Source organism: Alicyclobacillus tolerans, assembly GCF_048984885.1.
In the GTDB taxonomy this organism is placed as follows: Bacteria; Bacillota; Bacilli; order Alicyclobacillales; family Alicyclobacillaceae; genus Alicyclobacillus_I; species Alicyclobacillus_I tolerans.
The window spans coordinates 1,206,417-1,221,911 of sequence record NZ_JBMGNK010000002.1 but is presented as its reverse complement, the minus strand read 5'-3'; the positions used below and the strand labels follow the sequence as shown (position 1 = coordinate 1,221,911).

13 protein-coding genes are annotated in these 15,495 nt (G+C 44.5%); 3 read left to right on the top strand and 10 right to left on the bottom strand.

Translation table 11 applies throughout. From position 1 onward, the window contains the following. The 4 genes from ACOJUR_RS06005 to ACOJUR_RS05990 all read right to left on the bottom strand — a co-directional run bounded on the left by ACOJUR_RS06005 (position 1) and on the right by ACOJUR_RS05990 (position 7,265). Positions 1–1,530: an NADH dehydrogenase subunit 5 gene (locus tag ACOJUR_RS06005; protein WP_420949520.1), complete on the bottom strand. Its 1,530-nt coding sequence runs from the start codon at positions 1,528–1,530 to the stop codon at positions 1–3. A gap of 237 nt (positions 1,531–1,767) precedes the next feature. Beyond that, positions 1,768–3,537, bottom strand: a complete 1,770-nt coding sequence (locus tag ACOJUR_RS06000) for an acyl-CoA dehydrogenase family protein (protein WP_072872883.1) — start codon at positions 3,535–3,537, stop codon at positions 1,768–1,770. 33 nt (positions 3,538–3,570) lie between these two features. Continuing rightward, positions 3,571–4,749: an acetyl-CoA C-acetyltransferase gene (locus ACOJUR_RS05995; RefSeq protein ID WP_072872882.1), complete on the bottom strand. Its 1,179-nt coding sequence runs from the start codon at positions 4,747–4,749 to the stop codon at positions 3,571–3,573. 110 nt (positions 4,750–4,859) lie between these two features. Further along, entirely contained in the window at positions 4,860–7,265 is a 2,406-nt protein-coding gene (locus ACOJUR_RS05990) for a 3-hydroxyacyl-CoA dehydrogenase/enoyl-CoA hydratase family protein (protein ID WP_203114496.1), read from the bottom strand. A gap of 290 nt (positions 7,266–7,555) precedes the next feature. Here ACOJUR_RS05990 and ACOJUR_RS05985 point away from each other — a divergent pair, with 290 nt between their 5' ends. After that, positions 7,556–7,900, top strand: coding sequence for a histidine triad nucleotide-binding protein (locus ACOJUR_RS05985; protein WP_072872880.1), 345 nt, complete (start codon positions 7,556–7,558; stop codon positions 7,898–7,900). Positions 7,901–7,958: 58 nt separating this feature from the next. On the opposite strand, the gene ACOJUR_RS05980 is transcribed toward ACOJUR_RS05985, so the two are convergent. From ACOJUR_RS05980 to ACOJUR_RS05955, 6 genes are all read right to left on the bottom strand, one after another. After that, a complete protein-coding gene (locus ACOJUR_RS05980; protein WP_072872879.1) occupies positions 7,959–8,420 on the bottom strand; it encodes an OsmC family protein in 462 nt (153 codons plus the stop codon). Positions 8,421–8,506: 86 nt separating this feature from the next. Continuing rightward, positions 8,507–8,878 (bottom strand): cupredoxin domain-containing protein, encoded by a 372-nt coding sequence (locus ACOJUR_RS05975; RefSeq protein ID WP_420949519.1) that lies wholly within the window; start codon positions 8,876–8,878, stop codon positions 8,507–8,509. A 105-nt stretch (positions 8,879–8,983) separates the two neighbouring features. Next, positions 8,984–9,520, bottom strand: a complete 537-nt coding sequence (locus ACOJUR_RS05970) for a phosphatase PAP2 family protein (RefSeq protein ID WP_306953050.1) — start codon at positions 9,518–9,520, stop codon at positions 8,984–8,986. Between the two features lie 66 nt (positions 9,521–9,586). Beyond that, a complete protein-coding gene (locus ACOJUR_RS05965; RefSeq protein WP_420949518.1) occupies positions 9,587–10,618 on the bottom strand; it encodes a phospholipase D-like domain-containing protein in 1,032 nt (343 codons plus the stop codon). A 229-nt stretch (positions 10,619–10,847) separates the two neighbouring features. Then, the gene (locus ACOJUR_RS05960) at positions 10,848–11,579 is read right to left on the bottom strand and encodes a hypothetical protein (protein WP_420949517.1); all 732 of its coding nucleotides are present in this window, start codon (positions 11,577–11,579) and stop codon (positions 10,848–10,850) included. Next, on the bottom strand, positions 11,576–14,584 hold the full coding sequence (locus ACOJUR_RS05955; protein ID WP_420949516.1) for a DEAD/DEAH box helicase: 3,009 nt from the start codon (positions 14,582–14,584) through the stop codon (positions 11,576–11,578). The genes ACOJUR_RS05960 and ACOJUR_RS05955 overlap by 4 nt, the downstream gene beginning before the upstream one ends. Before the next feature lie 122 nt (positions 14,585–14,706). Between ACOJUR_RS05955 and ACOJUR_RS05950 the strand changes: the two genes are divergently transcribed. Then, entirely contained in the window at positions 14,707–15,036 is a 330-nt protein-coding gene (locus ACOJUR_RS05950) for a YtrH family sporulation protein (RefSeq protein WP_072872874.1), read from the top strand. Then, on the top strand, positions 15,033–15,485 hold the full coding sequence (locus ACOJUR_RS05945) for a hypothetical protein (protein WP_420949515.1): 453 nt from the start codon (positions 15,033–15,035) through the stop codon (positions 15,483–15,485). Before ACOJUR_RS05950 ends, ACOJUR_RS05945 begins: the two co-directional genes overlap by 4 nt. Positions 15,486–15,495: the final 10 nt, after the last annotated feature.

The window sequence follows — 15,495 nt, the reverse complement described above, 5'->3', positions numbered from 1 at the left end:
TCACCCCCTTGATTTCAACAGATTGGTAAGATATTTGGGATGGCTTTCAACGGAATCTCGATGAGGTTCACTCCATTGAACCAGCCACAGATAAATCATTACATAAAATCTGGATTGCGGATGACGAGCCAACCATGCACCTACTCCACTGCTTAGCAATAGAACAAGCAAAATCATAAAATTCACCATGGACGGCGGTTGAATACCTTGAGGAACAACCCCATGCAGAAGTGCGAAGAAAACCGCAAACACCAAAGCAAATACCGATAATGTTATGAACAGGAAAGTTAAACCTAATATGCGAGTTATTCTCGGACTCCCTGGCTTCGGTATTTGTGACCACGCAAAGGCGACTGACCATCCGAGCAGCAGGGCACTCATCCAATCGTAACCTCGATGATGAACGAAGAACCAAAAACCAAGTCCCGCAAGGACTCCAATGATTCCTCCAATAACACGCCATCTCCATACATTTTGATTGCTAATCTGCTCTTCTGCTTCATCTTTGTGATGAGCTGCTGAACCGGCTTGCAAGAAAAGGGCTGATTTAAACAATCCATGCAGTACAGCATGAATAATGGCTGCTAAATAAGCACCCAATGCACATTGAATGAACATAAATCCCATTTGGGCAATGGTTGAACCCACGAGTTGTCGTTTGTAATCCACTTGTACCAACATGGTTCCTGTTCCCATAAGCACAGATACGCTAGAAACCGCAATGAGTAGTATCGAAGACCATTCTCCCATGAAAACAGGCGAAAAACGCGTAAGAATGATTGCACCAGCATTGACTACGCCAGCATGCATCACAGCAGAAATGGGAGTAGGAGCTACTACAGAATCCAATAACCAGCGTTGAAAGGGCACTTGGGCTGCCGGAATAATAACTGCCAAAATTAACAAGAGCGCAAGCATGTTTTTTTGCCAAGCTATCAGATGGATTAAATGGTTTGAACTGAGTTGAAGTGAAATCTGCCATTCTCCAGTCAAAAACGTCAGCCAAGATAGCGCAAGCAAGAATAGAAACCAACTGCAGGCAAATAATCGACTCGTATGCAAAGCAGCGTTTTTGGCTGCAACCCATTCCTGATTAAGTCGAATGAGCCAAGTTAGACCAAGAAGAGTGATTCCCCAAAATAAGAGCAGAAGAAGAATGTCATTACTGAGCCAAGCTAAAGCGGCTGAACTAGTGATCAGAGTTAAGTACGTAAAGTACTTCCTGTAATTTCTATCTCCTAACATTTGACGAACCGAGAAACGTTGAACCACTGAGCCAATCATTAAAACAAATACAGCGATCAGCCAGGTGAGTGCATTCAATTCCCAAAATCCCCATACTCGATTCGTGGAATTAATCAGCAAATTTAACAGTGCAATAAATGGAGGAAGCACGCTTAACCCTACATGAAAACGCACAAATTTTATTGGAATACGAGGATGTAAGATGAATAGCCCGCTGCAGATTAGCAAAAGAAGAGAAACAAAAAATAAGATTGGACATATGTGTAAAATCATGGGTGTCAGCATTCTCTGCCCCTTTCGCAAATCGTTCAACCACGCGAATTTTTGATATTCAAATAAAAAACCGACAATCCAAAAGATAATGACCTTAAAAGACCATTACCTTTTGAAAATTGTCGGTTTACTATCAACTAACCTTATTGGTTTTTTGAAAAGTCTACCAAGTAGCACTCAAAACGATATTCAATTGTGCAGTATCATTCTATGCATGATCCTACTTCTCGTCAAGAGCAAAAACAATCATTAAGCTAGATATTTCTCCGCATCAATGACGCGCTGAGCAATGCGGCGCTTAATATCACGCGTATTTACAGGTTGAACGCGCGTCAATTTGCGCAAAAGTGTGAGTTGCGTCCGCAGCATATCTCCCTCTTCCATAGAAGCGAGAATATTGCGTGCTGACTGTTCTACACGGGCAAATGATTCTTGGGCAAAAATGGTGGTCATATCCACTTTTTGCTCTGCCGATGCGCCTTTATCCAATTCTTTTTGAGTTCTGAGCAAAGCGCTCTCTGTAGCATAGATTTCAATAACAATATCCGCCAACCAAGCCAGTATTTCTTGTTCATCTTTCAGGGACTGCATATATTTCTGAACAGACACCCCGCCTACAAATAGGAAGATTTTCTTCATCATAGCCAACTGGTGCTGAATAGGACCTAATTCTGATACCTCGTCAGAGATAGGCATCATTCCCATCAGTTCAGACTGCAAAGCTGTAGCAGCTTGAAGAAGCGCCAATTCACCTTTCATAGCTTTGCGCAGTAAAGTGTTCGGGATAATCATGCGGTTAACTTCATTGGTTCCTTCAAAAATTCGGTTGATGCGCGAATCGCGATACATACGTTCAATCGGATAGTCCTGAATAAAACCAGCTCCACCGTGAATTTGCACACCTTCATCCACAACTTTATCCAATGCTTCCGATGCAAAAACTTTATTTACCGAGCATTCAAGAGCATATTCTTCAATCGCCTGAGCAATTTGTCGACCATCTGATGTCTTCCCAAGTTTCTCTAACTGCCGATCGATATCACCAGTTGTTCGATAGGCCATACTTTCCGTGACAAAGGTCAAGATGTTCATATCGGCAAGTTTTTGCTGAATGAGCGGAAAACTCGAAATGGAGGTACCAAATTGTTTGCGTTCTTTTGCGTACTTCACAGAAACTTGAAGAGCCGATTTCATAGCTCCCACTGCACCCACAGCCAGCTTGTGACGACCAATATTCAAAATATTGAAGGCAATCACATGACCACGACCAGGTTCTCCCAATAAATTCTCTACAGGTACATGGACATCCTCTAGAATCAACTGTCTCGTCGAGGAAGCTTTGATACCCATTTTTTTCTCTTCCGGCCCTGTAGAAACTCCTGAATAATCTCGCTCTACAATAAAGGCTGAGAACTTCTCGCCATCAATTTTGGCATAGACAACAAAAACATTGGCAAAACCAGAGTTGGTAATATATTGTTTCGTACCATTCAACACATAGTGTTTGCCATCTGCAGAAAGCGTAGCTGTTGTTTTGGCGCCGAGTGCATCTGAGCCTGATCCCGGTTCTGTCAACGCATAGGCAGCAATCCATTCACCGCTCGCCAACTTAGGCAAATACCTGCGTTTCTGATCTTCATTTCCAAAGAACACAATCGGTAACGTACCAATGCCGACATGTGCCCCATGACTTAAGGCAAAAGAACCACCGCGGGTAATTTCTTCTGTTATTAAGGCTGAAGTCACTTTGTCAGCTCCAAGACCCTCATACTCTTCAGGTATATCGGCTGCCAAAAGTCCAAGTTCACCTGCTTTGTGCAACAGTTTTACGGTTAAATCCCAATCCTGGTGCTCTAACTGCTCACTGTGCGGGAGAATTTCTCCCTCTACAAACGAACGTGTCGTTTCTGCAATCATTTGATGTTCTTGAGTAAAATCTTCAGGTGTAAAAATTTTCTCCGCTTGAGTTTCTTCTATCAAAAAAGCAGCACCTTTTGCCAATTTTTCTTCCGTAGCCACGTTCCATGCCTCCTTATATTATTTCATATGGTTTTATACGCGCTCTATGACTGCAGCCGCACCCATACCGCCGCCGATACACATCGTTACCAATCCATAGCGACCCTTACGGCGCTTGAGCTCATTCAAAATAGTTACTGTCAAACGAGCTCCTGTGCAGCCCATTGGGTGACCGAGCGCTATAGCTCCTCCATTGACGTTGACACGTTCTTCGTCCATTCCCAGATGGCGAATCACCTGTATAGCTTGCGAAGCAAACGCTTCGTTAAGCTCAATCAAATCGATATCCTGCAGTGAAAGCCCCGCTTTCGCGAGCGCTTTAGGAACAGCTGCAATAGGTCCAATCCCCATGACATCAGGATCAACACCAGCGACAGCAAATGAACGGAATATACCTAAAGGCTGCAAACCGAGTTCAGCAGCACGAGTATCTGACATCATAAGGACAGCTGCTGCGCCATCACTCGTCTGCGAGGCATTACCTGCAGTAACTGTACCCCTGACACTAAACGCTGGGCGCAATTTTCCAAGAGCTTCAAGTGAAGTATCACGCCGCGGACCTTCATCGGTATTAAAAACAAATTCTTCTGTAATCAACTTATTTTCATCATTGACACGAGAAGTCTTTACTGAAATAGGCACAATTTCATCTCGAAACTTGCCGCTGTCTATAGCAGCAATGGCTCGTTGATGACTGCGCAGCGCAAAAGCGTCCTGATCTTCTCGCGATATACCAAACCGCTCCGCAACACGCTCAGCTGTATGTCCCATCGGCATATAAATTTCTGGAAATTCTTGAACCAACCGAGGGTTAGGCGAAATATTATATCCACCCATGGGCACTAAACTCATACTCTCGACGCCGCCAGCAATCACGACATCATTCATACCACTCATAATCGACTGGGCTGCCATAGCTATTGTCTGAACACCTGAAGAACAGAATCGGTTGACAGTCGCGCCTGGTACACTTGTTGGCAACCCGGCATTGATGGCAATAATGCGCGCAACGTTCATTCCTTGTTCAGCTTCTGGAATAGCACATCCTATCAACACATCATCAATTTCTTCATTGGCTACGCCTTGAGTATCTTGCAAAATCCGTTTTACGACTGCCGCACCCAAATCATCCGGACGAACATTCTTGAGTGACCCTTTAGGCGCCTTGCCAATCGCAGTTCGTGCTCCCGCTACAATGACTGCCTCTCTCATATCAATGCCTCCTCACTTTGCAAATCTCCTGCGTTTATTTCTGAGCAGCCAGGCATCTCTACACTGCATGCATAAAGCCCAACTAGCTCTATAGGTAGCAACTGCAACAATTAGTTGCGTAGCGGTTTACCCGTTTGCAACATGTGCTGCATACGAGCCTGTGTCTTCGGCTCACCAATCAAACTGAGGAATGCTTCTCGCTCCAAATCGAGTAAGTATTGTTCAGACACCAATGTACCGCGCGGCAAATCACCGCCAGTCAGAACATGAATCAATTTGTCGGCAATCTTGGCATCGTGATCAGAAATCTGCCCAGCCCATTTCATGCCATAAACTCCCGTCCGCAGCAGAGCTGCACCGGCTTGCCCCACTACAGGTATGGGCCGCTCTTGGCGAGGTTGATAGCCAGCATCCGCCATACTTCTGGCTATGACTTTGGCATCATGTAATAAATAATCACGATTGACAGAAATTCCGTCCGTCTGACGAAGGAATCCTAACTTACGCGCTTCTTTGGCACTCGTCGAAACTCTTGCTAGAGCAATGGTTTCAAAAACCGTACGCACATAATTATCCAAACGGTCTCCCAGTTGCTGTGGCACATTCTCGATTGCACGGATTAACAATTCTTTATTTCCGCCTCCGCCAGGAATCAGGCCCACACCTACCTCCACAAGTCCCATATAGGTTTCGGCTGATGCTTGAACGCGATCGGCAGGAAAACAAACTTCAGCGCCTCCGCCAAGCGCCAAAGCAAACGGAGCGGCAACAACAGGTTTGGGCAAATACTTTAACTGATAGAGCGTCTGTTGAAACTCATGAACAGCAAGATTCAAATCATCCCAATTTTCATCTTGAGCTTCCATGAGCATCATCATCAAATTGGCGCCAACACAGAAATTCGGAGCTTCGTTACCAATGACCAAACCATCCCAATTACGTTCCACTTCCTGAGTTGCAAAGCGAATCATCTGGGTGACATCTGTTCCAATAGCTTGTTTTAATGAATGGAATTCAAGACATACTATTCCATCTCCAATATCCACAAGACTGGCACCCGTATTTTTCTTAATGAGCTTACCTTGCAACTTTAATTTTTGCAGAGAAATTTGCTCAGGTTGCTCTTCAATCTGCCGATACTCACCATTTCCTACATAGAATCGGTTGTTTTGTGAAGCTTCTTGCTGATAAAAAGAGGTACATCCGCTCTTGAGTAACTGCTCAACAAACTCTGGTATGCGTTCTCCCTCACTGCGCATCCGTTCTACCGATTCTTTGAGCCCAAGAATATCCCATGTTTCATAAGGGCCTAATTCCCAATTGAAGCCCCATTTCATAGCTTCATCTACAGCCAGGATGGAATCTGCAATTTCCTCTTGTCTTTCTGCTGTATACAGTAAAACTCGCTTCAATATTTCCCAAACAAAAAGTGAAACTTGGTCTTTGCCATAAGCGAGTGCGCGGATTTTTTCCGGCAGTGTTTTGGCCGATCTCGCTACTTCAAAAGAGGAAGACTTAACCTTTTTACGAGGACGATATTCGAGAGTGTGGAGATCAAGCGCCAATATCTCTTTACCAGTCGATGTTTTCTCCCTCTTAAAAAAACCTTGTCCACTCTTCTCGCCAATCCAGCCTTTCTCAACCATGTTGAGAATATAGTCAGGTAGAGCAAATGCTGCTTTTTCTTGCTCATTGCTGACTGACTCTTGAACATTTTTTGCCACATGAACAAAAGTATCGAGCCCAACCAAATCTAAAGTACGAAATGTAGCACTTTTAGGGCGCCCTAGCACCGGACCAGTGACAGCATCTACTTCATCCACACCAAAGCCAAACTTCTCCATAGCCTGCAGAGTAGCTATCAACCCATAAGTGCCAATCCGATTGGCAATAAAGTTGGGTGTATCTTTGGCCAAAACCACGCCTTTGCCCAGAACCCGACTTCCGAATTCAGTCATATATGTTACAACTTCTGGCAACGTATCTGGACCAGGAATAATTTCAAGCAATTTCATATAGCGGGGAGGATTGAAGAAATGTGTACCAAGAAAACGCTGTCGAAAAGACAAAGGACAGTCACTTGACATAGCCGCGATGGAAATACCAGACGTATTCGTGGAAACAATCGTCTCATCCCCGACAACCTGAGCGACACTCTGCAAAACCTGCTTTTTAATCGCCAAATTTTCTATAACGGCTTCAATCACCCAGTCACACTCTTTAAGACGCTCCAAATGATCGGTTAGGTTCCCAACTTCAACCAAATGAGAGTCTTCTGTTGTATAAAAGGCTGCTGGCTTGGATTTTTTTGCAGTTTCCAATCCCTTTAAGGCAAAACGATTCCTCACTTGCCAAGATGACAGTGTCAGCCCTTTCTTTTTCTCCTCTTCTGTCAACTCCTTAGGCAGAATATCGAGCAGCAGAACAGGAATGCCCACATTGGCCAGATGAGCAGCAATTGCGGCGCCCATTACGCCAGCACCTAGAACTGCAGCTTTTTTAACTGAGAAACCCACGCTGATTGCCTCCTCACTTTACGAGCTTTATAGCGCCCTCTTTTTCTGAGGACTCGGTCCTACTTTCGATCCTACATTACGGACCGACCAGTCGGTAGATTAACTATTCTTATCTTACCACGCCTACACTCTTATGAACAGTTCTAAATGGAAAGAAGTTTGATTTGAAAAGAAAAAAATTTCTGCTTACAATTTGTTTTCTAAATGGATAGACAGAACTTTGATTGTAAGTTTTACAAGTTTTAATGGTATGCTTTATCTCAGATAAAATTACTGAAAGGATGGTACAAATGGCCGACTGCTTATTTTGCAAAATAATCACAGGCGACGTCCCTTCCGAGAAAGTCTTTGAAACAGAAAAAGTTTTAGCCTTTCGCGACATCCGGCCGCAGGCGCCCGTACATATCTTGATTATTCCAAAAGAGCATATCGCTTCTGCCCAACAAATTAACGCCAGTAATTCTCAGGCAGTCGCTGATATTGCCGAAGTTATCCCGAAAATTGCCGAACAAGAAGGAATTTCCAAACAAGGTTACCGAATCGTAACCAATATCGGTTTCCACGGACAACAGACCGTCGAACATTTACATTATCATCTACTCGGCGGCCGACAACTCGGTTGGCCGCCAGGTTAACCCATGAAATCTGTATCATCCGCCATAGTTAGATAAATACGAAACACCTCCCGAGCTTTTAATCCGGGAGGTGTTCTTCCGCTTCAACAATATCCAGAGGAGGAATTTCACTGCCGTTCAACATCAGATGCGGCACAATCTTTGCGTTTAAGGAGGCGCTGGCAGAACAGTATTTTTCTTCACTTAAATGAATGGCACGCCAAACTTTAGCTGGTTGCAAGTCTCCTTCCAAATAGTAGGTCAAATGAATTTCCGTAAACGCCTGCGGTCTTTCTTCGCGACGATGTCCTACTGCTTCAATATGCATCTGTTTGACCGGTTGTCGCATACGCTCTAAGATTAAACTCATATCAATCCCAGTGCAGCCAACAAGCCCCATTAAAAGCAGCTCCATTGGCCGATTTCCTTGTCCGGTACCACCGTCTTCACGGCTAGCATCCATATACACCGTATTTCCAGACGGACCTTCCGCTTGAAAATGCCTTTGCCCGAGCCATTTAGCCTGCACTTTCATTTCCATTTTAATGCCCTCCTGCAGCCTATCAAACTTTTATCTTCACAACTCTCTAGCCATACGGGCATAGAAAAATTTCTCCATTCCTGCAACTACTTCTCCACCACTTGCAGCTTTCCTTTCAATGCAGGTTCAGGAATGCTGTTTTTATCTGAATAGTAATCAAATAGTCCCGTCTTTTCGGGAGAAAATGACACATCGACTGATTCTCCAGGACGAAGGTTTTGCGTAAAAATATAGAAAGCCGGGATAACAAGATTGTGAATTGACTTCCCACGATTCTCAATATGCAATTTTAATGGTTCAGATTCGACTGCACGAATGAATGAGGGACGAATTTGCTTATCCGTGATGACTACTTGAACAAAGGCAGAATTCGCCACCGCAGACATTTTAACAGCTGGATGATTGAATGCTGTAGAAAGAAAGGTAAGACAAAGTATGGAAGTGATGGTCCGTAGCAATCAACAAACACTCCTTTTATCGGCATGATTCCCGACATATCTTAGGGAATGTTGTTAGCTTGGACGAAAGTCATCAATTCCATGTCCAATCATGCAATTTTTTCCTCACTGCATGATTGTAGTACTCGTCAGCAGAGAGAGCACAAACAGGCCAATAAAAGAAAGTCCCATCCCTGTCAACGCTCCTGCCCACACATCACTGACATAGTGCAGACCACAGTAAATCCGTGAAAAAGCCAGAAGAATAGCAAGCACTAATAAAACCAATGCATATCCTGGAACGAATATAAAAGGTATGACCAGCGCAAAAGCACCCGTTGCATGATTGCTTGGAAATGATTCTCCAGGGTCGTGATCCAGCAGAGAACGCATGTACTGTTCTTCAAACGGTCGTTTGCGGCTAATCCAATGGCTAATAGGGTGATTCAACAATCTTCCTAGAACGGCACTGAGAATAGCTACCAAATCAAGCGATAACAGAGAATGATGGAACCAAGGCCGATTGGACAATCCAAACCCCATATTCAGCAAAAAAATAATGAACAGTATCAGCATTGGATTCCACTTGGCTATAACTTTCATCCATCCATCTATCCAAGCTATCCGGCCAACTTTATCAGATAGCCACTTGGCTACTGGCAAATCAATATTGAATACCGCCTGCAGCGTAATACCCTCCTAAATGAACAATCAAGAACTACAAATCAATTAAAAAATATGGTCTGGCTGTGGTGAATCGCTCCCTCGAACCATTTGATGAAGCAGATTTTCTTGAATCGACGCAGAAAACTTTGGCATATCCTCCAGCAGTACATCTACTTCATGATTTTTATTAAACGCCTGATAACTAAAGTTGCAACTGCCAATAAAAATTATCTTGCCATCATCAATATCTAAAATTTTAGCATGCATCAATTCTCCTTGATATGGACGATAGTAACGAACCGTTGCCCCCGCTTGCCGCAACTGACTGGCAGCTCGGCGCGAATATCGTTCGTTAGGATCCAATAAAATCTCAACCTGAACTCCTCGCGACAAATCACTTTCTAAAGCGCGGATGATCTCTCTACTGGACAAATCAAACGCTTCTATCTGCACAATTTGATGAGCACTAGACAGAGCCTCTAACATTGCAGGCTCAATAGAACGGTCGTAAATAAGCAAAGAATCCGTTACAGGCGCTTGTGCTGGGTAGCCACCTGCCCGTTGCCAATCAAAGAGAAAAAGTGAAAGAAAAGACTGAGAAGCATAAGGAAAATAGACAGAAGCGTCATTATTGGTCCAAGATGTTTGACCGAAATTCATTCCGCCCAAAAGTGCTTCACCATCACAGAGCAACATTTTAACATGCGAAATGCCACCAGAAATGTGTAACGATTTTACTGGTACATTGTTATTTCCCAGATAAGGGAGAGCCGTTTGTTGAGAACTTTTTTCCGTGGAATCGATGACGACACGCACATCGACTCCACGGCGTTTAGCTTCCGCCAACGCCTGAAGAATCTCCGGATCGGACAATTCGTAAATGTCTAGATAACATATGTGTTGGGCATGGTCAATCATCTGCAGAGCTACATTTCGTATGTCAGTCTTCCAGAGAAGTGTCAAATGTTTCTCAGTGACAGGAGGAATCGAAAATTCTTCATAGCGATGCGTTTCCGTACCACAGGCTACCAGAAATAACGTAAAAAACATACATAGAGTGGTTTGAACGATGCGTCTAAACTTAAATGGACCCAAACAGCCTACACCTTCACCTAGCAGGTCGACCTACTTTAAATTTGCGCTGAAGATAAGTTCGGCAATCATCGTTCATCACCTTTTCATTTTACATAATTTCACAAAATTATAAGAAGTTTTTGCATAGAAGATGGCCATTCAATTCAATGACTTGCGCTTTCACGCATATATAGCGTTGGCCATGAAAGCTACCGTATTTCATAAAGGTTACTAGAGACTTTTGGCAAATTTATTTTTTGTCCAAATAGACAGGTTCCGCATTTTCAAAAAGTAATCGGAAACGTCGCGATGTCTTGAGGAAGTCTAAAGGTGTATCAGATTTCAGATTTTCCCAAGGCACATTGTCTAAAATTTCTGCACTGCTATGTACAGAGTCACCATCTCGAATTTTCCCGTCTGGAAACTGTTCTTGCCAAAGTTTGTGCATAGCTTGATGAACACTATCCTGAAAATCCTGTACATGAAGACCGAAGAAGCGAAAAGAATCAATAGGAGACGCTTGCATTTCTTCTACAATGAACAAAAACCCTGCCAAAACATGTCTACAAAATGGATCCCCATCCTCGCATGTACAATGAGCTTTCTGCCGCCAAAGATGAACTGTCTGTTCATTAGGAACCACTGGCAAGCCCGCATGCTCAAGCCAATCCAGCCATTCCCCTCCCCACACGCCACTCAGCAATTCAGCATACCAATCAGGCCGTCGAGCAAGCCACTTGGCCATATGAGAAGCGTATGGACGCCAGTCGCCAAGCGCTGGTAGATGAAACTGTTCAATGCGCCGATAACCGCTCGCCAAAGCAACCGACCCCAGCCATTCACCACTTGAAAACCGCAATTGGACAATTTCTCCTTGCTTGAACCCTGTTTTGGCTCTGCGCAACCGGCTTTTATCGATCGCGGCAAAAAGCGGCTTCCAAAGGCGCTCGATGGTTGCTTGCCCATCCTGTCTGGCTTTCAATCTTCGTCCCCCCAAACCAGGCTGTTGTCCAGGCGAAACAGTTCTTGTAGTTCCTGATTGCCCATTTCCGTAAGCCAATGCTCTGAGCCACCGACTATTGCCTGCGACAATCCCCGCTTTTTACTGAGCATCTCATCAATTCGCTCTTCAAGAGTACCTGCCGAAACTAATTTATGCACCTGAACATCCCGTGTTTGCCCCATCCGATGAACGCGATCGGTCGCTTGATCTTCTACGGCAGGATTCCACCATCGGTCAAAATGAAATACATGATTGGCTCGCGTTAAATTCAACCCTACACCACCAGCACGCAACGAAAGGATGAAAAAGGGAGAAACACTGCGCCCCGATTGATACTGCTCCACCATCTCACCGCGCATCCGGGCATTTAATCCACCGTGCAAGAAAAAAGGACGCTTACCAAATTGCTGTTCAATAGCTGTTGTAAGCAGTTCACCCATTTCTCTAAACTGAGTGAAAATCAGCGCTGCTTCCGACTCTTCAGCAACCTCCTGCAGGCGTTCCATCAAAAGTTTGAGCTTACCGGAACGTTTCACATCGACTGCCCCACCTAATACAAGTGCAGGATGATCACAAATTTGTTTGAGCCGAACTAAAGACGCTAAGATCTGTCCACGTCGTGACATACCTGCAGCACTTGGCAAACGACCAAATAATTGATCAATCACAGCTTGGTAAAGAGCCGCCTGCTCGGTGGTCAGCAGGGCATACTCAACACTTTCCCATTTCATCGGCAACTCTTCACGAATCGCAGGATCACTTTTGCGCCTGCGCAACAGGACAGGTGATAATAAACGGCGCAAGCGCACCGCCGCTGGATGCTTCTCGTTTGCTTCATTCGCTTGGACAGAAAAATCAAATTGCTGGAGGAACCAATGCCTTGATCCGAGATATCCAGGATTAATAAAGGAGAATAGCGACCAGAGTTCTTCCAAGCGATTTTCTACAGGTGTGCCAGTAAGAGCAATGCGATGATAAGCATGCAAACGCGCCGCAGCTTGAGCTTGTTTGGTATGCAAATTTTTGATGTTTTGAGCTTCGTCCAAAATCACCGAATCCCATGAAATATTTTCAAATTCTGCTTGATCACGTACCAAAACTGTATACGTGGTAATCACCATTTGAATCCCTTGCTTTTGCAATTCACTCGCATCAAGATGTTCTCTACGCGTGGGTCCATGATGAATATAAAATTGAAATCCTGGTGCAAACCGTCTTAATTCGGATTTCCAATTTTGCAGAAGCGATGTGGGACAGACCAACAAATGGATTCCCTGAGAATCGCCACTCTCTGCAATATGTTGTAAGTAAGCAATGACCTGAATGGTTTTGCCTAGACCCATATCATCCGCAAGACAGGCTCCACAAGGAATGTTACGAAGATAGCAGAGCCAAGAAAAACCTTTTATTTGATAAGTTCGTAATCTACCTGCAAAAGATTTAGGTGTTGGAAGAAGCGGTGGATCTCCTGCTTGCACAAGCATCTTCAATATGCGACTGGCTGTGCTTGCCCCTTCTGCAAATTCAAACTCAAATTGAATCTGCTCATCTGATAAAGAATCCTGCAATAGGGCGGCTTGCGCCATTTGAAGCGTACTTGCGGTTTCTTTTCCATCTGTTTCTAAACCAGCCAAACGAATCCGTTCAAGTATCTCTTCAATCGGTATAATTTTCCACACACCCTGCAACTGCAGTAGTGATTTTTTCTCTTCTACTAAATTCATGAATTCTTTACGCGATATGACTTTATTATCAATAACTACCATCCAGTCAAACTCAACCAACGGAAGCGCCGGGACTACAGATTTGGTCGATCCGCCAGTTACACGGCCTGTTTTCTTTTTAACACTTGACTGTACCTGTACGCGTATTTGTATGTCCTTTGCTATCTCAGCCAACCCTTCCACACGCACAGGAAAGCCAGCGGAACGTAAAGCGGGCAGGATTTGGTCAATCCATTCCAGTAAATATTGTGAGGCAATTTCTGCACATGTAGGTACTGCTTCAGAAAGGGATTTTGCTATTGCAGGATCAATCTGAGCCGCTTGATAAAGTTGCTGCCAAACCCAAGTCTCCGGATGTTGCAAGTAGTCTTTTCCAAACAGTCCTTCACGTTTTTGTGAAGTGTATAATTCAGACATGGATACTCTTTCTTCAGGCCAAAACCGATGAACCCATTCAAATTGCAGTTGCCAAATATCCGAGGGCGCAACAGGTGGCCGCAAAGCAAATCCCAAGCGATAAAAAGCACTCCCTGAAGTATCCCCGAGCTCATCGGTTCCCCATGCGGAACCTTCAATTTCTTGGCGCAACGCTCTGCAAAGCAGCCAGCCATCTGCCGCAAACAGTTTCTGATAAGGTTGTGAAAGCGCTTCTTGCCAAGCATTCAATATCTCCTGTTCGCCTCGATAAAGCACTCGATAATTATAGGTTCGATTAGCAGCATTGGGTGTCTCTGCAACTCCAGTTGCAAATTTTTGTATAAACCAGCGAATGATCTCCAAAAGCACGGTGTCCACTAACTGCATTGCATCCACAAGCGGTTGGCTAGATTCCATCAAAACAGCTACACTGCTAATAATCCTGCGACGAATACTTCTTGCCACAGGATTTCGCCATGTTGGCAACCACAGCCCCACAAACGGTTGCCCTTGCAAATAGAGATTTGGAACAGCATCGTCACGTGCTGCAATTTGTCGCGCTAATTGAAATGTATCTAAAAGCGACGCAGTCACCGGTACTGCAAAAGCACAAACTTCCTCATCCTTGAGGAGGCTTTCTGCCAATTGCAGGCACGCATCAATCCAGGAATCGTCCCTTTCCTTGGTGTTTAAATAATCGTCGAGTGTACAGGAATGTGAAATACCTGTTAACTCGTCCCTCCAGACAACGCTTCCTGGCTTCTGGATATTACTGCCACATAGATAGGTGACAGGGTTAGCATATAATTTCCAGGACAAGCCATCCGTTGCAATTTGCGTCATCTTCTACCCTCTCGTTTCAAAGCTGATTATTCCATCTTACCACGATTTAACGATTCTATGTCCCTTTTCTCTGTCGTAAAAATAAATGCATGAGCCTAAAAGAAACGGGAGTTGACCTTAGAATGAGCATTATCACCACCTGGGTCATAGACTTTTTTGTAGCCATGGGACTTGTGGTAGGAGGTAGCCTATGCGGAGGTTTAGCCACGATTCTCACCCACTCACGTCCCCCTTTGACAACCATGCTCGATCTCGCTGAACAACTAAAAATCTGGGCACTAGTTACGACACTTGGCGGAACCATGGATACGCTTCGCGTTTTGGAAGTCAGTTTGTTTGGGATGAATCTAGGGCCTCTCATGCGACAAGCCACCTATCTATTCGCAGCATTGCTTGGTTGCCAAGCAGGGTATCTTTTGATACGTTTCCTGGCTGGAAGTGATATTCTTTGAAAGTAAGAGAACGCCTCGCTTGGTTTTGTCTCGGCTTACTCATGGGGGCTCTAACACTCTTTGTTATGCAAAGTCGTGAAATCAATGACTTGTATCTGAAGGCTGCAAAGTCTAACATCATTATCAGTGAACTCAAAGAAGAAAATGCGCGGATGTATGTTCAACTGCATAATCCTTCGCAAACTCTGATACAGAGCATTCGTGTGGAATGTTCAGTTCCAGGCAACAATGAAGCCGTAGCCATGATTGGATCGCGCTACGCCAAAGAACAACTCACTTTTTTAATTGGCCGGGAATTGGACATCCTCATGCGTAGTCCCACCATTCCCGAGCGTATTCTTAATGGGCAAACTTTTATGGCCCTGGGTCGAAAATACCAAATTCGAGTGACAATGGTGGTACTTGGCGAAGTCATTTATGTGCAGTTGCGGGCTAGTCCTGAGGCATAATAGTGGAGTG

Coding starts and splice junctions, on each gene's coding strand:
- ACOJUR_RS06005 (WP_420949520.1), bottom strand. CDS start 1,530: ATGCTGACACCCATGATTTTACACATATGTCCAATCTTATTTTTTGTT.
- ACOJUR_RS05995 (WP_072872882.1), bottom strand. CDS start 4,749: ATGAGAGAGGCAGTCATTGTAGCGGGAGCACGAACTGCGATTGGCAAG.
- ACOJUR_RS05985 (WP_072872880.1), top strand. CDS start 7,556: ATGGCCGACTGCTTATTTTGCAAAATAATCACAGGCGACGTCCCTTCC.
- ACOJUR_RS05980 (WP_072872879.1), bottom strand. CDS start 8,420: ATGGAAATGAAAGTGCAGGCTAAATGGCTCGGGCAAAGGCATTTTCAA.
- ACOJUR_RS05955 (WP_420949516.1), bottom strand. CDS start 14,584: ATGACGCAAATTGCAACGGATGGCTTGTCCTGGAAATTATATGCTAAC.
- ACOJUR_RS05950 (WP_072872874.1), top strand. CDS start 14,707: ATGAGCATTATCACCACCTGGGTCATAGACTTTTTTGTAGCCATGGGA.